Here is a 21,263-nt window from a genome sequence, read left to right on the forward strand (position 1 = left end):
CTCCCAAGTTACTCAGTCCGGACATCGCTCATTCCGGAACAAATTCGAGCATGATCGTCGACAGCGGCGGCAAAAGCATCGTCACTGAGATGCCTCCTCCTTCCGCCTGAGCCTCGACGACACCACCGTTGCCTTTGCCAGAGCCGCCATAGTCGGCGGCGTCCGTGTTGATGATCTCGCGCCATTTGCCTTTCTGCGGCAACGGCACGCGGTAATTGTCGCGCGGTACCGGCGTGAAGTTGGAAATGACGGCGACCGGGTTGCCACCCGGCGCGGTGCGCAGCCAGGCAAACACCGAGTTGGCGCTGTCGTCGACGATCAACCAGGAAAAACCATCCGGCTCGCAGTCGCGCGCATGCAGCGCCGGGCGCGAGCGGTAGAGATAGTTGAGGTCACGCACCGTTTGCCAGACGCCGCGGTGAAGCCGGAAGTCGAGCAGGTTCCAGTCGAGCGCGCGCGCCTCGCTCCATTCGCGGCGCTGGGCGAACTCCTGTCCCATGAACAACAGCTTCTTGCCGGGATAGCCCCACATGAAGGCGTAGTAGGCGCGCAGCGTGGCAAACTTCTGCCAGTCGTCGCCGGCCATCTTGCCGAGCAGCGTGCCCTTGCCGTGCACGACCTCGTCATGGGAAAGCGGCAGCACGAAATTCTCGGAGAAGGCGTAGGTCAGGCCGAAGGTGATGTCGTTGTGGTGATGCTTGCGAAAGATCGGCTCCTTGGCAAAGTACTCCAGCGTGTCGTGCATGAAGCCCATGTTCCACTTGAAGCCGAAACCCAGCCCGCCCTCATGCACCGGCTGCGACACCTTTGGCCATGAGGTCGATTCCTCGGCAATCGTCATCACGCCCGGATGATGGCCGTAGACCTCCTTGTTCATCTTCTGCAGGAAGCTGACCGCCTCGAGGTTTTCGCGCCCGCCCTTCTCGTTGGGGATCCATTCGCCGGCCTTGCGCGAATAATCGAGGTAGAGCATCGAGGCGACCGCATCGACGCGCAAACCGTCGACATGGTATTTCTCGGCCCAGAATAGCGCATTGTTGACGAGGAACGAGATGACCTCGCGGCGGCCGAAATTGTAGATCGCCGTGTTCCAGTCGGGATGGAAGCCCTTGCGCGGGTCGGCATGTTCATAGAGCGCGGTGCCGTCGAAATTGGCCAGGCCATGCGCATCGACCGGGAAATGCGCCGGCACCCAGTCGAGGATGACGCCAACGCCGGCGCGGTGGGCGCCGTCGACGAAACGGGCAAAACCGTCGGGATCGCCGAAGCGGGCCGATGGCGCATAGAGGCCGGTCGTCTGATAGCCCCAGGACGGATCATAGGGGTGTTCGGAGATCGGCATGAATTCGATATGGGTGAAACCCGTTTCGATCACATAGGGGATCAACTGATCGGCGAGTTCATCCCAGGACAGGAAGCTGCCGTCGTCGCGAAGCTGCCAGGAGCCGGCATGGACCTCGTAGATCGACACCGCTTCGCGCCTGTGGTCGGCGGTGCGCCAGAAATTCCGGTGCGCCTCGTCGCCCCATTCATGCGCCGGCGGCACCGCCGTCACCGACGCGGTGGCCGGGCGCAGTTCGGACTTGAAGGCAAACGGGTCGGCCTTGAGCGGTAGCCTGACGCCATCGGGTCCGATGATCTCGTATTTGTAGGGTCGGCCGGCACCGATATCGGGAATGAACAGCTCCCAGATGCCGGTGTCGCGGCGGTCGCGCATCGTGTGCCGGCGACCGTCCCACTCGTTGAAGTCGCCGACCACCGACACCCGCTTTGCATTGGGCGCCCAGACGGCGAAGTTCACGCCAGACGCACCCTCATGATCGATGAGATGCGCGCCGAGCTTGTCGAACAGCCTGAGATGCGAACCTTGTGCGATGTAATAATCGTCCAGCGGACCAAGCACCGGGCCGAACGAATAGGGATCGGTCAGCCACCAGTTGCCGCCGGCATTGCGCGCATGATAGCGCAGCGGCTGGCGCTTTCTGAGCGACAGCCTGCCCTCGAAGAAGCCGCCATCGTCACGCCTGGGAAGTTCACCGGCATTCTTGCCGGTCAGCGTATAGGCCGTGACGTATTCGGCATGAGGGACGAAACAGCGGGCGACAAAGCCCTTGCCCGCCTCGTGCACACCGAGAACTGCAAAGGGATCGCCATGCGTGCCGGCGACAATCGCCGCAACATCGCTGGCTGGCGCCAGTCCGTCCGGCCCGCTTGTCGTCGCGGTCGCGCGCGGCTTCCTCATCAGGCAGTGACCCTCCCTGGGCACTAAATCTTTTGTTTTTGTGCATGCCGTTGCCCAAAACCGCTAGGCGCTTTTGGGCGACATGCACCGGACCACATTGTTCGTGGCCTCATGCAAGCATATCAGACGGGCACGTTCCAGATTTCTTTCGCATATTGGCGGATCGTACGATCGGAAGAGAACCAGCCGACGCGTGCGACATTGCGGATCGCTCTCGCGTACCAGTCGGGACTGTTGCGCCAGACGGCGTCGACGTCGCGCTGGGCGGCGGCGTAGGCATCGAAATCGGCCGCGACCATGAACCAGTCGCTCTGATAGAGACCGTTGATCAGCTCGCGGTAGCGTTCCGGATCGTCCGGCGAGAAGACGCCCGACGAAACCGCCGCCACCGCTTGCGCCAGTTCGGGCGATGCTTCGACTACTGCGCGTGGATCGTAGCCATTGTTGCGCCGCTCGGCGACCTCTTCCGTGGTCAGGCCGAAGATGAAGATGTTGTCGTCGCCGACACACTCCTTGATCTCGACATTGGCGCCGTCGAGCGTTCCGATGGTCAGCGCGCCGTTCAGCGCGAACTTCATGTTGCCGGTGCCCGACGCTTCCATGCCGGCGGTCGATATCTGCTCCGACAGATCAGCGGCCGGCATCATGATTTCGGCCAGGCTGACATTGTAGTTCGGCAGGAACACCACTTTCAGCAAGCCGCGTACGGCCGGGTCGCGGTTGATGACCTTGGCGACGTCGTTGGCGAGTTTGATGATCAGCTTGGCGTTGTGATAGCTGGGCGCCGCCTTGCCGCCGAAGAATTTTACGCGAGGCATCCAGTCGCGCTCCGGATGCGAGCGGATCTGGTCGTAGAGCGCGATCGCTTCGAGGATGTTCAGCAGCTGGCGCTTGTATTCGTGGATACGCTTGATCTGGATGTCGAACAGCGCCGAGGGATCGAGCTTGATGCCAAGCCGGTCTGCGACGAGATTGGCCAACCGCGCCTTGTTGGCCCGCTTGACGGCCGCGAACTTGTCGCGGAAGGCGGCGTCACCGGCAAAGGCGTCGAGCCCCTTGATCGCATCGATATCATCGAGGAAGCGGTCGCCGATCGCCTCGCGGGTCAGTGCGGTGAGGCCTGGATTGCACTGGATCAGCCAGCGCCGCGGCGTGATGCCGTTGGTCTTGTTGTTGATGCGGTCGGGGTAGAGCTTGTGAAGGTCGGCAAACACCGTCTGCTTCATCAATTCGGTATGGAGCGCCGAGACGCCGTTGATCGAGTGCGAGCCGACGAAGGCCAGATTGCCCATGCGCACCCGACGGTCACTGTCTTCCTGGATCAGCGAGATGCGGCTGATCTGCTCGTCCGAGAACTGGTCAGACGCGCGCGCCTCCAGCAGCACCTCGGCGTTGATGGCGTAGACGATCTGCATGTGGCGCGGCAACAGCCGCTCGAACAAAGGCACCGGCCAGCTTTCCAGCGCTTCTGGAAGCAGTGTGTGGTTGGTGTAGCCGAAGGTGCGCTTGGTGATGCTCCAGGCGAGGTCGAAATCCATGCCATGGACATCCATCAGCAGGCGCATCAGCTCGGGCACGGCGATGGCCGGGTGGGTGTCGTTGAGATGGATCGCCGCCTTGTCGGGCAGCGACTCCAGATCGCCATACTGGCTGAGATGGCGCTGGACGATGTCCTGCAGCGACGCGGTGGAGAAGAAATATTCCTGCCGCAGCCGCAATTCCTGCCCGGCCTTGTGGGAATCGGCGGGGTAAAGCACGCGCGACAGGGCATCGGCCTTGTTGCTTTCGGCGAGCGCACCGATGTGGTCGCCGGCGTTGAACTTGTCGAGCAGGATCGGATCGATCGGCATGCCGGACCAGAGCCGCAGCGTGTTGACGCGGTTGCCCCGCCAGCCGACCACCGGCGTGTCGTAGGCGACGGCCAGGACATGTTCGGTCGGCTTCCACACGTGGCGCTCTAGCCGGCCGTCCTTAGATGTGATCGATTCCACCGAGCCGCCGAAGCCGACCTCGAAGGAGCGTTCGCGCCGCTCGAACTCCCAGGAATTGCCGTGCTCGAGCCAGGTCTCGGGCAGCTCGACCTGCCAGCCGTCGTGGATTTCCTGGCGGAACATGCCGTTGGCGTAGCGAATGCCGTAGCCATGAGCGGGAATATCGACGGTCGCCATGCTTTCCATGAAGCAGGCGGCGAGCCGGCCGAGGCCGCCATTGCCAAGGGCTGCGTCCGGTTCGAGCGCAGCAATGATGTCGAGGTCGACACCGAGAGACCGCAGCGCCTCGCGCATATTGTCCATCAGGCCGAGATTGGAGAAGGCATCGCGCATCAGCCGGCCGATGAGGAATTCGAGCGACAAATAGTAAACGCGCTTTTCCTGCTGGGCGTAGGCCTCTTGCGTCGCCTGCATCCAATGATCGACGATGCGGTCGCGCACGACCTTGATCGATGCGGTGAGCCAGTCATGCTGCGTCGCAACGCTGGTGCCCTTGCCGACCCTGTATTTGAGGGCCTTCAACACTTCTTCGGCGAGCGTCTTGGGATCGGGGTTTTCGAGAATGGGGGCTTCGGATGTCATCGCGCGCGTCATGCTGCCTCTCGTGCGGTTGCCATGATCATACCGGCTTTCACCATTCCTCCCAGCCATGCTAGGCGATATCACTATAAGTTCAATCGATTTAGATTGCGACGGAGCTGGCCTGCCCTGCGGCAATTTAACCCTTCAAGCCGCCAGCGCCGCCTCTGGCGGAAGCTTCGCTCCCGTCATGAAGGCGACGGCGTCGGACATCGTATATTGCTTGGGATCGATGACGCAGAGGCGACGGCCCAGCCGATGGATATGGATGCGATCCGCCACCTCGAAGACATGCGGCATGTTGTGGGAGATCAGCACGATCGGCAGGCCGCGCTTCTTGACGTCGAGGATCAGTTCGAGCACGCGGCGGCTCTCCTTGACGCCGAGGGCCGCCGTCGGCTCGTCCATGATGACGACCTTCGAACCGAAGGCAGCAGCGCGCGCCACCGCTACGCCCTGACGCTGGCCACCCGACAGCGTCTCGACGGCCTGGCTGATGTTCTGGATCGTCATCAGGCCGAGCTCGGTGAGCTTGTCGCGGGCGCGCTTTTCCATCGCCCGGCGGTCGAGCATCCGAAACCATTGGCCGAGCAAGCCAGGTTTGCGGATTTCGCGGCCGAGGAACATGTTGTCGGCGATGGAGAGCGCCGGTGACAGGGCAAGGTTCTGGTAGACGGTTTCGATGCCGGCATCGCGTGCCTCCATCGGCGACTTGAAGGACGTAACCTTGCCGTCAAGACGGATTTCGCCTTCATCAGCGGTGATGGCGCCGGAGATCGCCTTGATCAGCGACGACTTGCCGGCACCGTTGTCGCCGATCACCGCGAGGATTTCGCCGGCGTAGAGATCGAAATCCGCATTGTCGAGCGCGGTAACGCGGCCGTAACGCTTGACCAGACCGCGGGTCGTGAGGATGGGTTCGGGTGACATTAGCCTGCAACCTTTCTGATCCACTGATCAACCGCGACGGCACCGATGATGAGAACTCCGATCAGGAAGAACGTCCATTGCGGATCGGTGCCAATAAGCCGAAGCCCGAGCTGAAAGACGCCAACGATGAGCGCGCCGAAGATCATGCCGAGGATCGAGCCGCGGCCGCCGAACAAGGAGGTGCCGCCGATCACCACGGCAGTGATGGATTCGATGTTGGCGAATGCGCCCGCCGTGGGCGACACCGAGCCGATGCGGCCGATCAGCACCCAACCAGCGAAAGCGCAGATCAGGCCCGAGATCGTATAGACCTGGACCAACATGCGCGGCACGCGCACGCCGGACAGGTCGGCCGCGTCAGGATCGTCGCCCGTCGCGTAGACGTGCCGGCCCCAGGCCGTGTAGTTGAGAATATACCAGAGCAGCAAGACGAGCAGCACCATGGTGACAACGCCGAGCGTGATGGTCGCGCCGACGAGGGAGAGGCCGTCAAACAGCCATCTGACCGGCGGTACGTAGTCGCACACGAAATTCTGCCATAGGTGCCCGTCGCATTTGAGCTTGTTGCCGAACAATTGCAGGAGCGGGGCCTGGGCCTCTACGTCCTGACCGCGGATCGTCTCGTTGCGGGAATAGAGGAAGTTGGCAGCCGAAAATATCTGCCAGGTGCCAAGCGTCACGATGAAGGGCGGCAACTTCATGTAAGCGATAAGGACGCCATTGATGAAACCGCACAGCGCGCCGCAACCAAAGCCGCAGAGAAGGGCAAACGGAACCGGCAAGCCATAGCGAAACGCGAATTGCCCCATCACCACCGACGACAGCACCATGATGGCGCCGACCGAAAGGTCGATGCCGGCGGTGAGGACGACGAGGGTCTGCGCCGCCCCGATGATGCCGGTGATGGCCACCTGCTGAAGGATAAGCGTGAGCGCGAACCAGTTGAAGAATTTGGGGCCGGCGAGGATGCCGAAAACCAGGATCGACACCACCAGCACGATCAGCGGAACAGCCGCCTGGTTCGCATGGAGCGCATGCTGGAATTTTTCAATTGGCGACTTGCTGTGGGTATCGAAGCTCGCCACGGACGCGTCACTGTCAGCGAGACCCTTCTCGAACTCTTGCGGTCGCCCGGCGCTCGCCGATGCGTCGGTCATCTCAATTCCTCCCGCGATGTTGTTTCCTCCTTCGCGCAAAAGGGCGGCCTGGAGACCGCCCTCCCGCACGAAACGATATTCGCGCTCTTAGTCAGCGCGTGTCAAATCAGCCCCAGCACTTGGCCAGGCCTTCCTTGGTGTCGATCGAGGGAACGCCTTCCACCGGATTGTCGGTGATCAGCGTGACGCCGGTGTCGAAGAAAGTCTTGCCTTCAGTCACCTTCGGCTTCTCGCCGGAGTCGGCGAACTTCTTGATGGCTTCCACGCCCATCGACGCCATCAGCAGCGGGTACTGCTGCGAGGTTCCACCGATGACGCCTTCGGCGACATTCTTCACACCCGGGCAGCCGCCGTCGACCGACATGATGAGAACATCCTTTTCCTTGCCGACCGCTTTGAGAGCTTCATAGGCACCCGCGGCCGCCGGCTCGTTGATGGTGTGGATGACGTTGATGGTGGGGTCCTTCTGCAGAAGGTTTTCCATGGCCTGACGGCCGCCTTCCGGATTGCCGTTGGTATAGTCGTGGCCGACGATGCGCGGATCGTCTTCGTCGCCGATCACGTTGACGTCCTTCACGTCGATGCCGAAGCCCTTCATGAAGCCCTGGTCGCGCAACACGTCAACAGTGACTTGCTTGGTATTGATGTCGAGGAAGCCGATACGGGCGTCCTTGGCCTTGTCGCCGAGCTTGGCGGCGGCATAGGCGCCGATCAGCCGGCCGGCTTCGAAGTTGTCGGTGGCCATGGTCTGGTCGGCGGCATCGATCGGGTCAAGCGGTGTATCGAGCGCGATCACGAGGATGCCGGCGTCACGCGCCTTCTTGATCGTGGGAACGATGGCCTTGCTGTCCGACGGAGTGATCAGAATGCCCTTGACGCCATCCGCGATGCAGGTTTCGACCGCCGCGACCTGGCCTTCATTGTCGCCGTCGTCCTTGCCGGCATAGGCCTTGAGGCTGACACCGAGTTCGGCGGCTTTGGCTGTGGCGCCTTCCTTCATCTTGACGAAGAAGGGATTGGTATCGGTTTTGGTAACCAGGCAGGCGCCGATGTCGGCGGCATATGCAGGGGCGGCCAATACAACAAGGGCAGTGGCGGTCGCGCCGAGCAACGCAGACTTCAGTACGGACGTTTTCATCAAGGTACTCCTCCCAGACAAGCCATGCAGCACCGGGCCACCCGGAGCCATCATGCAGGCGTTCGCGCACTCTTCCCAGACGAGCGCCCCTATGCTGACGAAACACCAATCGCGATCACCTGTCAATAATTAAATCACTCTTATTTATTATTGACAGCCTTGCATCGTTCGCTCATTCTGGCCCAAAAGCATTGAGGGTAACGACGGGAGGAACAGGGTGGAGACCGGCATTGCGAGGCACGGTTCGCCCGAGGCAGCCGAAAGCCATATTCACCGCGGTACCAACCAGAGCGGCATGCGGGACCACAATGAGCGGCTGGTGCTGTCGCTGGTGCGTCAGCACGGTAGCCTGGCCAAATCCGACATTGCGCGCATGACCGGACTTTCGGCCCAGACCGTCTCGGTGATCATGCGCGAGCTCGAGGAAGACAACCTGCTTGTCCGTCAGGCGCCGTTGCGCGGCAAGATCGGCCAACCATCCATTCCCATGGCGCTCAATCCCGACGGCGCCTATTTCATCGGCCTGAAGATCGGTCGCCGCAGCGCAGAACTGGTGCTGATCGATTTCCTCGGCAATGTGCGCTCGATGCTGCAGCATTCCTATCGCTATCCAGCACCGCGCGAGACGGTGGAATTCGTCACCTCCGGCATAAAGAAGATGCGCGGTGAACTCACCCCGGCGCAGGACAAGCGCATTGCCGGACTGGGCATCGCCATGCCGTTCGAGTTGTGGAACTGGGCCGATACCGCGGGCGCGCCACGCGACATCATGGACGAATGGCGCCATCGCGATATCAGGGCCGACATCCAGTCGCAATGCGAATTTCCGGTCTATCTTCAGAACGACGCCACCTCGGCCTGCGGCGCCGAGCTGGTGTTCGGCCAGGCGGGTGCAGCACGCGACTTCGTCTATTTCTATATCGGCGCCTTTGCTGGCGGCGGCATCGTGCTGAACGGCCGGCTTTTTGGCGGTCCGACCGGCAATGCCGGCGCGCTGGGCTCGATGCCGGTGCCCGGACCGGATGGCAAGCCGGCGCAGCTGATCGACGTGGCATCGATCGCCATGCTGGAGAAGGCGCTGAATGCACGCGGTGTCGAGGCTTCGCATCTATGGACCTCGCCTGGGGATTGGGGCGAGATCGGTGTCGAACTCGACAACTGGATTACCACCGCTTCGCAGGCGCTCGCCTATGCGATCGTTGCGGCATGCTCGGTGATCGATTTCGAGGCAGCAGTGATCGACGGATGGATGCCGCTTGCCGTGCGCCGCCGGCTTGTCGACGCTGTCATCGAAGCCATCGGCACGATCGACGGCGAAGGCCTGAAACTTCCAACCGTTCGCGAAGGCACTGTCGGTATTCATGCGCGGGCGCTGGGCGGCGCCAGCCTGCCGCTTTCCGAGCGCTTCCTCATCGGCTCGACGACGATTTCCAGGAGCACCTGAATGCTGATCGGAATCCCGGCGCTGCTCGGTCCGGAGCTTCTGGCGACATTGCGCGCCATGGGCCATGGCGACGAGATCGCCCTTGTCGACGGAAACTATCCGGCCGAAGAGCAGGCAAACCGGCTCATCCGGGCTGACGGTCATCATCTTCTTCCAGTGCTCGACGCCATATTGAGCGTTTTGCCGGTGGACGACGTCGTGCCGGAGGCGCTGTTTCGCGCCTCCGTCAAAGGAAACCCCTCGCTTGCCGATCCCGTCCACCACGAGATGGAGGCAATCTGCGCCAAGCGCGCGCCGGGCCGCAAAGTGGTTGCGTTGGCCGGAGCCGACTTCTATGCACGGGTCCGGTCCGCGCATGCTATCGTCGCCACCAGCGAGCCACGGCTCTACGCCAACATCATCATCCGCAAGGGCGTGATTTACCCGCCGGAGGCCAAGACACCATGATCCTTTGCTGCGGCGAAGCCCTCATCGACATGTTGCCGCGCACCACAACGGAGGGCGAGCCGGCCTTTGCCCCTTATGTCGGCGGCGCGGTGTTCAACACGGCAATCGCGCTTGGCCGGCTGGGCGCGCCAGCCGGGTTCTTTTCCGGCCTGTCGTCGGATCTGTTCGGCGGCCAGTTCAGGGATGCGCTGGGGGCCAGCAAGGTCAGTTCCACCTATGCACACACATCGCCCCGGCCGACCACGCTTGCCTTCGTGCGGCTGAACAACGGCCAGGCGACCTACACCTTCTATGACGAAAACACGGCCGGTCGCATGCTGACCATCGAGGACCTGCCGGAACTCGGCAGCGAGATCGAAGCCATGCTGTTCGGCGCCATCAGCCTGATCTCGGAGCCGGCCGGGGCAGCCTATGAGGAGTTCATGAAGCGCGAGCATGAGCACCGCGTGATGATGATCGACCCCAACATCCGGCCGAATTTCATTCCCGACAAGGCCAAGCACCTCAGGCGCATCCGCTCGATGATGGCGATGGCCGACATCGTCAAACTGTCGGACGAGGACCTCAACTGGTTCGGCGAAGCCGGCTCGCATGAGGACGTCATCCGCAACTGGCTGGATCGCGGCCCGAAGCTGATTGTCGTCACCCATGGCAGCGAAGGCGCCGTCGGCTACACCAGGGATCACGCCGTCACGGTCATGCCGGAAAAGGTCAAGGTGGTCGATACCGTCGGCGCCGGCGACACGTTCAACGCCGGCATCCTGGCCTCCTTGCACGAGCAAGGCATGCTGTCGAAGACGGCAATAGCCGGCCTGCCGAAAGACGCCATCGTCAAGGCGCTGGTGCTTGGCAACAAGGCCGCCGCAGTGACCGTGTCGCGGGCCGGCGCCAATCCGCCCTGGCGGCATGAAATCGCCTGACCGGACCACGATCGGGCAAGAGTAGGCTCCGTTGGCCGATCACTTTATGTTTCGCCCGGCTGGACGGACGCGATACACGGACTGGATCACGCCCGACGAAGCCCGGATTTCCGGCATCTGGCAAGAACTGGTCGAAAAATAGAGGTAACAGGCTGCGACACTTGAGCAATTCGCGGTTTTGTCCATGCGACTTTCTCGGCTGGCGCAACTCTGATACCAGCGGCCAATTATCTGGCTAACCCATTTTGAGGCCGACATGCAGTTTATCGATCTTGGCGCGCAGCGCGAACGAATCCGCGACCGGCTGAAAGCGGCGATCGACCGCGTCGTCGACGAGGGGCGCTATATCCTCGGACCCCAGGTGACCGAATTCGAGAACAAGCTCGCTGCCTATATCGGCACCAAGCATGTAGTTGCCTGCGCCAACGGCACCGACGCGCTGCTGCTGCCGCTGTTTGCGGCCGGCATCGGCCCGGGTGACGCGGTGTTCGTGCCGAGCTTTACCTTCGCCGCGACGGCGGAAGTGGTGGCGCTGGCCAAGGCCGAGCCGGTTTTCGTCGATGTCGATCCCAACACCTACAATATCGACATTGCCAGCCTCGAGGCGGCTATCGCCATGATCAAGAAGGAAGGCCGGCTAAGGCCGAAGGCGATCATTCCCGTCGACCTGTTCGGCCTCGCTGCCGACTACGAGGCGATCATGGCCATTGCCAACCGCGAAGGGCTGATGGTCATCGAGGACGCCGCCCAGTCGATGGGCGGCTCGGTAGACGGCAAGATGTGCGGTTCGTTCGGCGCAGTCGGCTCGACCAGCTTCTATCCGGCCAAGCCGCTCGGCTGCTATGGCGACGGCGGCGCGATGTTCACCAACGACGATGCACTGGCAGAACAGCTGCGCTCCTTTGCCTTCCACGGCAAGGGCGAGACGCAATATGACAATGTCCGCGTCGGCATCAATTCGCGGCTCGACACGTTGCAGGCGGCGATCCTGATCGAGAAGCTGGCCATCCTCGAAGACGAGATGGTCGTCCGGCAAGTCGTGGCAAAGCGCTATGCCGACGGTCTCGGCGATATCGTGACGGCGGCGCGCAATCTGGACGGCAGCCGTTCGGCCTGGGCGCAATATGCGATCGAGACGCCGAAGCGCGACGGGCTGAAGGCACATCTCGGGGAAAAAGGCATTCCTTCCGTCATCTACTACGTGAAGCCGCTGCACAGTCAGGTCGCCTATCGCGACTATCCGCGCACGCCGACCGGCCTTGCCGTTTCGGAGGAATTGCCGAAGCGCATCCTGTGCCTGCCCATGCACCCTTATCTCAGCGAAGCCGACCAGGACCGGATCATCGAGACGATCCGCAACTACATCGGCTCGAATTCAGCGCACGTCGCAGCCGCGTAGAGCCTGTCCATCCCGATGGAATCGGGATGGGAGCATGATCTTTTCCGAAAACTAGATTCCACTTTTGCTTCCGCGGACCTTCGGTTCGGGATCACGCTCTAGGAGCGGTTCACGATTTGACGGACTCGAAGGGGATTCCAGATTTGTGGGTTTGTGATTCAAGATGCTGGCTGGATTGGAGGCCAGCATCTGATGGCGCGACCTCTTTCCAATGATCTTCGCGAACGGGTCGCGGCGGCCGTATTGAGTGGCGAGAGCCGCCGATCGGCCGCGAAACGGTTCGGCATTGCGGTTTCGACGGTAGTTAAGTTATCGCAAGGCTCGGTTGCGCCGGGCAGGATGGGTGGACATCGCGAGGGGTGCTGGAGCCGCATATGTGCCCTTCATCGAGGCACGTAGGCGTGAGACACCGCATCTGACGCTACACAGCCTGAAGGATGAGTTGGCTGGTCGAGGTGTGGAAGGTCTCCCACAACGCGGTGTGGCTGTTCCTGCGCCATGAGAGCCTGAGCTTTAAAAACGCTGTTCGGCCCTTTGAGCAGACACGCGCTGATATTGCCGCAGGCGCCAGCGTTGGCGATCTTGGCAGGCAGGCCTCGATCCGCAGTGCCTGGTCTTCATCGATGAGACTTGGATGAAGACCAACATGGCTCCGCTGCGAGGTTGGGGGCCAAAGGGCAAGCGACTGCGCGGCTTAGCTCCGCACGGCCACTGGCGCGCGCTGACCTTCCTCGGCGCGCTGCGCCGGGATCGGCTCGCGGCACCTTGCGTCTTCGATGGATCAACGGCCAATGCTTCCGCGCCTATGTCGAGTAGCAGCTCATCAACGTGTTGAAGCCCGGCCATCTCGGAAGTCATAAGTCGAAGGGCCATTAGGCAGATGATCAAGGCTGCCGGCGCCATGCTTTGGCACCTGCCGCCCTACTCTCCGGACCTCGATCCGATCGAGCAGGCCTTCGCCAAGATCAAACACTGGATGCACCAAGTTCAGAAATCACCGTCGAGGACACTTGGCGCCACATCGGCCACCTCGTCGAAACGATCGAGGCCGCCGAATGCAAGAACTACTCCGCAAACGCCGGATACGCTCCCGTCAAAACGTGAAAGACTCTAGGTTTCTGACGTCCCAGGTCGAGCAGATGATGAACGGTGGTGCAGCACGCAGACGCTGGCTGTAAACGCCAAAACTCCTAGGACCCACGACAACCAGATCCGGTGATCGACCGATAGCTCAATAATAGCTATGATCAAGTAGCTGCCCGCGATGAAATGGCTCGCTCCGGTCAGACGGCCGATCATTCTTGTGATCCCCATCAGAAGCAAACCGTAGACGGCGATGCCTGCGACTCCCAATTCGTACCACAAGTCGAACACTATGTTATGAGCGCTCGCGAGATCGGGCAGTGCATAGTATTTTGGGTTTACAACGACGCCAATTGCGTTCCTTGTCGTGTTGGCGCCATGACCAAGAATTGGCGCCTCAGCGACGTGATCCGAAATCATTTTCCAGAGTTCGAGTCGTGCGGCAAATGTCCCCGGATAGAATGACATCCACCCCCTTGTGTCCAGAAAAGCAAACAAAGGTGTAGCGACAAACGGGGCGACAAACGCCAGCACCGCGTAGAAGACGACGAAGAACACCAAAGCGCGCTGGCGGAATCTCGCAGGGGTAGCGAAAAACAGTGCAACGACGACGATCGCCAGGTTGACACCGGTTGATCGGCCATACAGTAACGTCACAATCGCGAAAAAAGCCGCGAAGGCCTTTGAGAACAAGCTTGGCCGGGCAATCAATATGGTTGCGAAAAATGCTCCATAGAACGTAATCTTGTGGAGCGTGACCACATGATACACGAGCCGCGGGTCTTCCGTGGCAAACGCGAAATACAGCTCTCTCCCGATCAATATCGACAGAGCCACCAACACACCGACGGAAAATGCCTGCAGAAGCCGATCGCATTGAGCGACCGGAATGGCCAAGATGCACTGAGCCAGCACGAGGGCGGCGGCGGAGTAGCCTAGAACGTCTCTTGCCGCGCGGACTGATCGAGCCGGGTCGACGGACCAGAGGGCACTCAGAAGGACAAAGCCGAACAGAATTGCAAGGACGACGGCCAGGGTCATTGTCCCCCGGGTAAGGTAACCGCGTTTCGTCGAAAGGGACGCGACGCTGATCACCGCGGCAACAATAGCCAGGGCCGTCGGCGATGTTTCGATGGAGACAAACAGGATAGGAGAAAGGAAGTAAAGGCCAACCAACATCCTGACGAATATTTCACTGCGATTGCCAGTCAACACCGGAAGCCCATCAAACATGACGGCTCGGGCTTTTTCAAATGACAGCATTCAGCTATTGATCAAGGTATCGGCCGCGGAGGACGGCATATGGCAAGCGCTCTTCATCACATCAGTGTATGCGCGCAGCGTCGTCGGCTCCAGCCCTGCCGCTGGCGATAAAGTGTGGATTGGCGAAATCCTCGTCATCGGCCTGATTGCGCTTGCCATAGGCGAGCGGCTTGCCGTCCAGCGTGCGGGTCATGCCGCCGGCGGCGCGCAACACCGCGTCACCTGCCGCGGTGTCCCACTCCATGGTGCGGCCGAAGCGCGGATAGACATCGGCCTCGGCGGCAGCGACAAGGCAGAACTTCAGCGACGAGCCGACCGAGACGAGCTCGGCTGCGCCCACCGTGCGGATATAGGCTTCGGTCTCCGGCGTGTTGTGGGACCGGCTGGCGACGATGGTCAGCGGTGTCACACCGGTCCTGACAGAGACTGGCCGGCGACCGACGATCTGGTAGTCGTCATTGATTTCGATTGATTCCGCCCTGCCCGGCCGTCCCGAGAAGAAACGTCCCGTGCATGGGGCGAAAACAACGCCGATGTCCGGCACGCCGTGGCGGACGAGCGCGATGTTGACGGTGAAGTCGGTCCTGCGGTTGACGAATTCCTTGGTGCCGTCGAGCGGATCCACCAGGAAGAAGGCGCCGTCGAGATCAGGTGGCACGATGCCGGCCGAGGCTTCCTCTTCCGCCACGCAAGGAATGTCGGGGAATGCGGCGCGCAGTCCGGCGAGAATTATCTTCTCGCTCTCGCGGTCGGCTTCCGTCACCGGCGAACTGTCGGATTTCCGGTCGACTGCACAGCCGGCGCGATAAACGCGCATGACCTCGCGCCCCGCCAAGAGCGCCAGGCGCTCGAACACGCCGAGCATCGCTTCGTCTTCAGATGCCGCCGCCGTTATCGTATTGGTCTTCGGCAATGTCGCGCTCGATCAGCCAGAGTTCCAAGGCCTCTACCATCTCTTCGGCTGACTTGCCGAGTGTCTTGAGATGGATTTCGGGTTTTTCCGGGGCTTCATACGGTGAATCGACGCCGGTGAAATTCTTGATCTCACCATTCAGCGCCCGGGCATACAGGCCCTTCGGGTCGCGCCTGGCGCATTCTTCGAACGGCGTGTCGACAAACACCTCGACGAATTCACCGTCAGCCATCAATTCCCGCGCCATGCGCCGCTCGGCGCTGAATGGTGAAATGAAGGAGACGATGACAATCAGCCCGGCATCGGCCATCAGCCGCGCCACTTCGGCGACGCGGCGGATGTTTTCGACGCGATCGGCGTCGGTGAAGCCGAGATCGCGATTGAGGCCGTGACGGACGTTGTCGCCGTCCAGGATGTAGGTATGGCGCCCGGTGGCGAAGAGTTTCTTTTCGAAGAGGTTGGCGATGGTCGACTTGCCCGAGCCGGAAAGTCCGGTGAACCAGAAGACAGCCGGCCGCTGATGCTTCATATCGGCGCGAACGCGCTTGCCGACATCCAGCGATTGCCAGTGGATGTTTTCGGCGCGACGCAGCGAATGCAAGATCATGCCGGCGCCGACGGTGGCGTTGGTGATGCGGTCGATCAGGATGAAGGCGCCGGTCGTGCGGTTCTCGGCGAACGTATCGAAGGCGATCGGCGAGCGCGTCGAGATGTTGCAGATGCCGACTTCGTTCATTTCCAGCGACTTGGCCGCCTCATGCGCAAAGTCGTTGACGTTGACCCGATATTTCAGGTCGGTGACGGTGGCGCTGGTCTGGTCTGTCTCTGTGCGCAGGATGTAGGAGCGGCCCGGCAGCAGCGCATGTTCGTCGAACCAGACGATGTTGGCGGCGAACTGATCGGCGACCTGCGGCCGTGCCGCCGGCGACACCAGTATGTTGCCTCTGGAAACCTCGACCTCATCGTCGAGAACAAGGGTGATGGCCTGGCCGGCGACTGCTTGTTGAAGATCGCCGCCATGCGCGACGATGCGCCGGACATGAGAGGACTTGCCGGATTTGGCGACGACAACCTCGTCGCCCGGCGAAACCGAGCCGGAGGCAATCGTGCCGGCGAAACCGCGAAAATCGAGATTGGGACGGTTCACATACTGCACCGGAAACCGGAACGGCAGTTCGACCGCGGCTTCATCGACCGAAACGGTTTCCAGATGCTCGATCAGCGTCGGGCCGGAATACCATTTTGTCTTGTCCGAGCGGCTGGTGACGTTGTCGCCGTAGCGGGCAGACATCGGGATCGGCACGATCGTCTGGAAGCCGAGCTTGTGCGAGAACTGCCGATAATCTTCAATGATCCGTTCGAAGACGCCCTGATCGAAACCGACGAGGTCGATCTTGTTGACCGCCAGAACGATGTGGCGAATGCCCAGCAGCGAAGCGATGATCGAATGGCGCCTGGTCTGGCGCAGCACGCCCTGGCGGGCATCGATCAGCACGATGGCGAGATCGGCGGTCGAGGCACCGGTCGCCATGTTGCGCGTATACTGCTCGTGGCCGGGCGTGTCGGCGACGATGAACTTGCGTTTCGGCGTGGCGAAAAAGCGATAGGCGACATCGATGGTGATGCCTTGCTCGCGCTCGGCCTCGAGGCCATCGACGAGCAGCGCGAAATCGATGTCGTCGCCGGTCGTGCCGTGCTTGCGCGAATCGCGCTCGAGTGCGGCAAGCTGGTCCTCGAAAATCTGCTTGGTATCGGAAAGCAGGCGACCGATCAGCGTCGACTTGCCGTCGTCGACGGAGCCGCAGGTCAGGAAGCGCAGCAGCGACTTTCTTTCCTGAGCCGCCAGATAGTCGCGGACGCCGTCGGTGGGGGCGAGGCTCTTGGCCAGGATGTGGCGCATGCTCAGAAGTACCCCTCGCGCTTCTTCTTCTCCATCGAGCCGGCTTCGTCGCGGTCGATCAGGCGCCCTTGCCGCTCGGAGGTGCGCGCCGTGAGCATTTCGCCAACGATGGCCTCCAGCGTATCGGCATCGGATTCGATGGCGCCGGTCAGTGGATAGCAGCCAAGCGTGCGGAAGCGCACAAGCCGGTTCTCCACCGTCTCGCCGGGGCGCAATTCCATGCGGTCGTCGTCCCTTAGAATGAGCATGCCATCGCGTTCGACGACCGGCCGCTCCTTGGCGAAATAGAGCGGCACGATCGGGATATCTTCCTGGAGAATATACTGCCAGATGTCGAGTTCGGTCCAGTTCGACAACGGAAAGACCCGGATCGATTCCCCTGCGGCGATGCGGGTGTTGAATATCTTCCACATCTCCGGCCGCTGGTTCTTCGGATCCCAGGCGTGCTGGGCGTTGCGGAAGGAAAAGATGCGTTCCTTGGCACGCGATTTCTCCTCGTCGCGGCGGGCGCCGCCGAAGGCCGCGTCGAAGCCGTATTTGTCGAGCGCCTGCCGTAGCGCCACGGTCTTCATCACATGCGTGTGGGTGTTCGAGCCGTGGTCGAAGGGATTGATGTTGTCGCGCACACCATCTTCGTTGACGTGGACCAGAAGATCGAAGCCTAGCTTTTGCGCCATCTGATCGCGAAAGGCGATCATCTCACGGAATTTCCAGGTCGTGTCGACGTGGAGAAAGGGAAAAGGCGGTTTGGCGGGATAAAACGCCTTCATCGCCAGGTGCATCAGCACCGACGAATCCTTGCCGACCGAATAGAGCATGACCGGCTTGGCGAAGGCCGCCGCAACTTCGCGAAAAATATGGATGGATTCGGCCTCAAGCCGCTGCAGGTGCGTAAGCGCGATGTTCATGGCTTGTGAGCGTTCTCTCGTGCCATCCAGCCCTGGTCTCGATGCATCGGGTGCATTTTTTCGGCCGCCCGGTTCAAGCTTCATTTCTGGTCACTAATTTTCGTGCCGGCGTTCTAGCAGATCGCCATTGTCAATAACAATGCAAGACAGGCCGGCCGCGGGCTGTATCGGGAATGAATTTTCCACGCGAGGCCCAGAACACGGAAATTCCTGCTCAATGGGCTGATGCGCTTGGGAAGCGAAGCAAAATCTTGCCTGGATCGGGAAAGATCAGCCCTCAACTGGCCAGAAGCTCCGCGGTCACGCACGTACGAGCAGCATAGTCGATTTTTTGATGGCGTCCGACCTTGCCGCACTATCGAAAATCACAGCCGGCCGCTATACGGGTCGCTGAAAATAAGCGGCTGGTGATTTGTTTGCCGCTGCCAGATAGACCTGCCGCCCTTCCCGCGAATTGTGAACCAGCGCATTGATCCCGATTTCGTCCCTAAAACAACGGTTCACGCCTTCTCAGGTCAATATCTACTTCTCCATCCTTTGTTTCTTTTCCCCGCCGGTGCTGGGATCGGTGGTCAGTTTTGTTTTCAATGGCGGTGGCCTGTGGTCCGTCCTGCTGATTGCCCTGAAGAGACGTCGCTTCAATATCGACCAGCCATGGTCGCCATGACGGTGGCGATCTATGCCTATTGCGGAGCCGTCCTGCTCTCGTCGATCGTCAACAACGCGATTGCGATGGACGCCCCGCATCTTCCGGCGCTGATCACCTTCCTGTTGTTCCCGTTCTCCTACTCGACCTGGAGCATTTCGCCGAAAGCCACTCTTGCCCGCACCATCGTACTGAGCAGCATGGCGGCATGCTTTGGCGCGCTGCTATTGGCGATTGTCCAATATTATTGGTTCGGCATGAGGGCCGAAGGCGGGGCCGGCAATGCGATCGTGTTCGCGACGGTCACTTGCCTTGGCGTCATGATCTGCCTGGCCGGTGCTCTGTCAGGCATCGAAAAAACCAGGGTGCTGCGGATCAGCACCGAACCGGTCGAGCGGTTCGGTGCGACGATGATCATCGTCACCGTGATCACCTATCTCGTAGGCGGGCTGACCGGCATTCTGGTCGGCCATGACATCCTGGAATCAGCCCTGATGGTCTTCCTGGTGTCGGGGACGTATCTTGCCTCGGGACGCCATATGCCGCTGATGGAAGAACGGACACTTCCCGCGACTTCGGCTCTCGGCCAGCGGCCCGGGCCAAGCAAATGAAGGTGTTGGTCACAGGTGCGACAGGATCCATCGGACGCCATGTCGTCCGCCAGCTTGGCGAAGCCGGGCTCGAGGTCCGGATCGCCGCCCGCCACCCGGAAACGCTCAAGCCGGCAAGCGACGTTGTCCGGCTGCCGAATTTCGACGCTCCAGCCGAGGCGTTCCTGGCGATCATGCAAGACGTGACACATGTGGTTCACTGCGCCGGGCTGAACAACAATGCCGGCAATGCGAGTGAAGCCGACTACCGGGCCGCCAACGGGGAGTTGACCAGACAGCTGGCGCGAGCAGCGGCGCTGCGGGCAAGCGGGCGCTTCATTTATCTGTCGTCGATCCGGGCAGTGGTCGGTCCCGGCTTCAGCGGAACAGTTGACGAAGCGACAGCCCCTGCCCCGCAATGCGCCTATGGGCGCTCGAAACGCGAAGGTGAGATCAGAACGCTTGATGCCTATGCATCGTCAGGCCGGTCCGATGCCGCCGTGCTGCGCCTGCCGCCGATCTATGGCGACGGCATGAAGGGAAACCTGGCGTCGCTGATGCGCCTGGCCGACACGGCCTGGCCGCTGCCGGCAGCCGCTCTGGCAGGTGTGCGTTCGCTGATGTCGTCCGAAGCCGCAGCACGGACGGTCTCGCATCTGTTGACGCGTTCGAAGCCGCTTCGCCCCGTCTATGTTGCCGGCAATGAGCCCCCTACCCCGCTCGCGGCAATCATCGGGGCCTTTCGGCAAGGCTTCCAGCGGCCGGCGCGCCTGTTTGCCATGCCTGCCGCCCCGCTACGGGCGGCTGCGACCTTGCTGGGCAAAGGCAAATTCTGGGAGACTCTGACCGCGACGCAGATATGCGATCCGTCCTTGCTGATTTCGGAAGGCTGGGTGCCGGAAACCGATACGATCGAGCGGCTGGCCGACATGGCGCGGCGCAGCAAATCGGAGCCTGATCCGTTCCGATGAAATCGGGATGAATCAGGCTCCAACTTCTGTTTGACCATGATCTTTTCCGAAAACCGGCTGCCACTTTTTGCTTCGCTGACCTACGGTTCGGGATCATGGTCTGCTCAGCCTCCGTAGATCGTGCCAAGCAGAATCCGAAGGTCGAGGCCGATCGAGGCGGCCTTGAGATAGGCCGCATCGGTTTCGGCGCAGAGCTTCGGGTCCGACATGTCAATGCCCCGCATCTGAGCCAGACCGGTTATGCCTGGAAGTGCCGACAACACGCCCAACTGCTTGCGGCGTTCGATCAACTCCGTTTGGGTTGGCAGGCATGGGCGGGGCCCGACCAGGCTCATCTCGCCCTTCAAAACGTTCCAGAGCTGCGGCAATTCATCGATCTTGAATTTTCGCAACAACTTGCCGGCGGCGGTGACGGAATTTTCCGGCGCCTCATGCGAGGGCAATGACGGTGTTCCCAGATACATCGTTCTCAGCTTGTGGCAGCGAAAAAGCGCACCATTTCGCCCGACCCGGACTTGAGAAAAGAGTGCCGATCCGGGCGACGACAACCTGATCGCAAGCATGGCAAGCAAAAGGATAGGTGACGTCATCGGCAACAGCAGAGCTGCCACGACAAGGTCGAAGGCTCGCTTCGGTCCTTTCATGGTTATCCAACAATGCTCCCTGTCGACGACGATCCCGGCCGACGCCGGAGGCGAAATCACGGTCGGGTAGTACGCGGCCACCTGCCCTCAACGCAAGC

At 61.3% G+C, this 21,263-nt stretch carries 16 protein-coding genes and 1 pseudogene; 7 read left to right on the top strand and 10 right to left on the bottom strand.

Annotation, left to right across the window (positions count from 1 at the left end; all coding sequences use genetic code 11):
* Positions 1 to 28 precede the first annotated feature (28 nt).
* From glgB to LHFGNBLO_RS30385, 5 genes are all read right to left on the bottom strand, one after another.
* A complete protein-coding gene (gene glgB / locus LHFGNBLO_RS30365; RefSeq protein ID WP_258603447.1) occupies positions 29 to 2,242 on the bottom strand; it encodes a 1,4-alpha-glucan branching protein GlgB in 2,214 nt (737 codons plus the stop codon).
* A 122-nt stretch (positions 2,243 to 2,364) separates the two neighbouring features.
* Positions 2,365 to 4,827 carry a glycogen/starch/alpha-glucan phosphorylase gene (locus tag LHFGNBLO_RS30370; RefSeq protein ID WP_258603450.1) on the bottom strand — a complete coding sequence of 821 codons (2,463 nt, stop codon included), beginning with the start codon at positions 4,825 to 4,827 and terminating at the stop codon, positions 2,365 to 2,367.
* Positions 4,828 to 4,959: 132 nt separating this feature from the next.
* Positions 4,960 to 5,742: an ATP-binding cassette domain-containing protein gene (locus LHFGNBLO_RS30375; protein ID WP_258603452.1), complete on the bottom strand. Its 783-nt coding sequence runs from the start codon at positions 5,740 to 5,742 to the stop codon at positions 4,960 to 4,962.
* The gene (locus LHFGNBLO_RS30380) at positions 5,742 to 6,899 is read right to left on the bottom strand and encodes an ABC transporter permease (protein WP_258603453.1); all 1,158 of its coding nucleotides are present in this window, start codon (positions 6,897 to 6,899) and stop codon (positions 5,742 to 5,744) included. Before LHFGNBLO_RS30380 ends, LHFGNBLO_RS30375 begins: the two co-directional genes overlap by 1 nt.
* Positions 6,900 to 7,005: 106 nt before the next feature.
* Positions 7,006 to 8,037: a sugar ABC transporter substrate-binding protein gene (locus LHFGNBLO_RS30385; RefSeq protein ID WP_258603455.1), complete on the bottom strand. Its 1,032-nt coding sequence runs from the start codon at positions 8,035 to 8,037 to the stop codon at positions 7,006 to 7,008.
* 217 nt (positions 8,038 to 8,254) lie between these two features.
* On the opposite strand from LHFGNBLO_RS30385, the gene LHFGNBLO_RS30390 reads away from it, so the two are divergent.
* The 5 genes and pseudogenes from LHFGNBLO_RS30390 (at position 8,255) to LHFGNBLO_RS33730 (ending at position 13,361) form a co-directional block, all read left to right on the top strand.
* Entirely contained in the window at positions 8,255 to 9,481 is a 1,227-nt protein-coding gene (locus LHFGNBLO_RS30390; RefSeq protein WP_258603460.1) for an ROK family transcriptional regulator, read from the top strand.
* Positions 9,482 to 9,928: an RbsD/FucU family protein gene (locus LHFGNBLO_RS30395; protein ID WP_258603463.1), complete on the top strand. Its 447-nt coding sequence runs from the start codon at positions 9,482 to 9,484 to the stop codon at positions 9,926 to 9,928.
* Positions 9,925 to 10,848, top strand: coding sequence for a carbohydrate kinase family protein (locus LHFGNBLO_RS30400; protein ID WP_258603466.1), 924 nt, complete (start codon positions 9,925 to 9,927; stop codon positions 10,846 to 10,848). The genes LHFGNBLO_RS30395 and LHFGNBLO_RS30400 overlap by 4 nt, the downstream gene beginning before the upstream one ends.
* A 256-nt stretch (positions 10,849 to 11,104) precedes the next feature.
* Positions 11,105 to 12,247 (top strand): DegT/DnrJ/EryC1/StrS family aminotransferase, encoded by a 1,143-nt coding sequence (locus LHFGNBLO_RS30405; RefSeq protein WP_258603468.1) that lies wholly within the window; start codon positions 11,105 to 11,107, stop codon positions 12,245 to 12,247.
* Between the two features lie 646 nt (positions 12,248 to 12,893).
* A pseudogene (locus LHFGNBLO_RS33730) lies at positions 12,894 to 13,361 on the top strand (transposase).
* Here LHFGNBLO_RS33730 and LHFGNBLO_RS30415 read toward each other — a convergent pair.
* The 4 genes from LHFGNBLO_RS30415 to cysD all read right to left on the bottom strand — a co-directional run bounded on the left by LHFGNBLO_RS30415 (position 13,358) and on the right by cysD (position 18,314).
* The gene (locus LHFGNBLO_RS30415; protein ID WP_258603474.1) at positions 13,358 to 14,593 is read right to left on the bottom strand and encodes an O-antigen ligase family protein; all 1,236 of its coding nucleotides are present in this window, start codon (positions 14,591 to 14,593) and stop codon (positions 13,358 to 13,360) included. The pseudogene LHFGNBLO_RS33730 and the gene LHFGNBLO_RS30415 sit on opposite strands and share 4 nt — an antisense overlap.
* 61 nt (positions 14,594 to 14,654) lie before the next feature.
* Entirely contained in the window at positions 14,655 to 15,458 is an 804-nt protein-coding gene (cysQ, locus tag LHFGNBLO_RS30420) for a 3'(2'),5'-bisphosphate nucleotidase CysQ (protein WP_258609966.1), read from the bottom strand.
* 10 nt (positions 15,459 to 15,468) lie between these two features.
* A complete protein-coding gene (gene cysN / locus LHFGNBLO_RS30425) occupies positions 15,469 to 17,406 on the bottom strand; it encodes a sulfate adenylyltransferase subunit CysN (protein WP_258603476.1) in 1,938 nt (645 codons plus the stop codon).
* 2 nt (positions 17,407 to 17,408) lie between these two features.
* A complete protein-coding gene (gene cysD, locus LHFGNBLO_RS30430; protein WP_258603478.1) occupies positions 17,409 to 18,314 on the bottom strand; it encodes a sulfate adenylyltransferase subunit CysD in 906 nt (301 codons plus the stop codon).
* A gap of 456 nt (positions 18,315 to 18,770) precedes the next feature.
* Between cysD and LHFGNBLO_RS30435 the strand changes: the two genes are divergently transcribed.
* Positions 18,771 to 19,571 carry a hypothetical protein gene (locus LHFGNBLO_RS30435; RefSeq protein WP_413774656.1) on the top strand — a complete coding sequence of 267 codons (801 nt, stop codon included), beginning with the start codon at positions 18,771 to 18,773 and terminating at the stop codon, positions 19,569 to 19,571.
* Positions 19,568 to 20,521 (top strand): NAD-dependent epimerase/dehydratase family protein, encoded by a 954-nt coding sequence (locus LHFGNBLO_RS30440; RefSeq protein WP_258603480.1) that lies wholly within the window; start codon positions 19,568 to 19,570, stop codon positions 20,519 to 20,521. Before LHFGNBLO_RS30435 ends, LHFGNBLO_RS30440 begins: the two co-directional genes overlap by 4 nt.
* A gap of 104 nt (positions 20,522 to 20,625) precedes the next feature.
* Here LHFGNBLO_RS30440 and LHFGNBLO_RS30445 read toward each other — a convergent pair whose 3' ends face one another.
* Positions 20,626 to 21,165 (bottom strand): sugar transferase, encoded by a 540-nt coding sequence (locus LHFGNBLO_RS30445; protein WP_258603481.1) that lies wholly within the window; start codon positions 21,163 to 21,165, stop codon positions 20,626 to 20,628.
* Positions 21,166 to 21,263: the final 98 nt, after the last annotated feature.

This window comes from Mesorhizobium sp. AR10, from assembly GCF_024746795.1.
In the GTDB taxonomy this organism is placed as follows: domain Bacteria; phylum Pseudomonadota; class Alphaproteobacteria; order Rhizobiales; family Rhizobiaceae; genus Mesorhizobium.

Excerpts from the sequence above, each read along its gene's own strand:
- glgB (WP_258603447.1), bottom strand. The coding sequence starts at position 2,242 with ATGAGGAAGCCGCGCGCGACCGCGACGACAAGCGGGCCGGACGGACTG.
- cysD (WP_258603478.1), bottom strand. The coding sequence starts at position 18,314 with ATGAACATCGCGCTTACGCACCTGCAGCGGCTTGAGGCCGAATCCATC.
- LHFGNBLO_RS30415 (WP_258603474.1), bottom strand. The coding sequence starts at position 14,593 with ATGCTGTCATTTGAAAAAGCCCGAGCCGTCATGTTTGATGGGCTTCCG.
- LHFGNBLO_RS30370 (WP_258603450.1), bottom strand. The coding sequence starts at position 4,827 with ATGACGCGCGCGATGACATCCGAAGCCCCCATTCTCGAAAACCCCGAT.
- LHFGNBLO_RS30375 (WP_258603452.1), bottom strand. The coding sequence starts at position 5,742 with ATGTCACCCGAACCCATCCTCACGACCCGCGGTCTGGTCAAGCGTTAC.
- LHFGNBLO_RS30400 (WP_258603466.1), top strand. The coding sequence starts at position 9,925 with ATGATCCTTTGCTGCGGCGAAGCCCTCATCGACATGTTGCCGCGCACC.
- LHFGNBLO_RS30445 (WP_258603481.1), bottom strand. The coding sequence starts at position 21,165 with ATGAAAGGACCGAAGCGAGCCTTCGACCTTGTCGTGGCAGCTCTGCTG.
- LHFGNBLO_RS30385 (WP_258603455.1), bottom strand. The coding sequence starts at position 8,037 with ATGAAAACGTCCGTACTGAAGTCTGCGTTGCTCGGCGCGACCGCCACT.
- LHFGNBLO_RS30395 (WP_258603463.1), top strand. The coding sequence starts at position 9,482 with ATGCTGATCGGAATCCCGGCGCTGCTCGGTCCGGAGCTTCTGGCGACA.
- cysQ (WP_258609966.1), bottom strand. The coding sequence starts at position 15,458 with ATGCTCGGCGTGTTCGAGCGCCTGGCGCTCTTGGCGGGGCGCGAGGTC.
- LHFGNBLO_RS30405 (WP_258603468.1), top strand. The coding sequence starts at position 11,105 with ATGCAGTTTATCGATCTTGGCGCGCAGCGCGAACGAATCCGCGACCGG.
- LHFGNBLO_RS30380 (WP_258603453.1), bottom strand. The coding sequence starts at position 6,899 with ATGACCGACGCATCGGCGAGCGCCGGGCGACCGCAAGAGTTCGAGAAG.
- LHFGNBLO_RS30440 (WP_258603480.1), top strand. The coding sequence starts at position 19,568 with ATGAAGGTGTTGGTCACAGGTGCGACAGGATCCATCGGACGCCATGTC.
- cysN (WP_258603476.1), bottom strand. The coding sequence starts at position 17,406 with ATGCGCCACATCCTGGCCAAGAGCCTCGCCCCCACCGACGGCGTCCGC.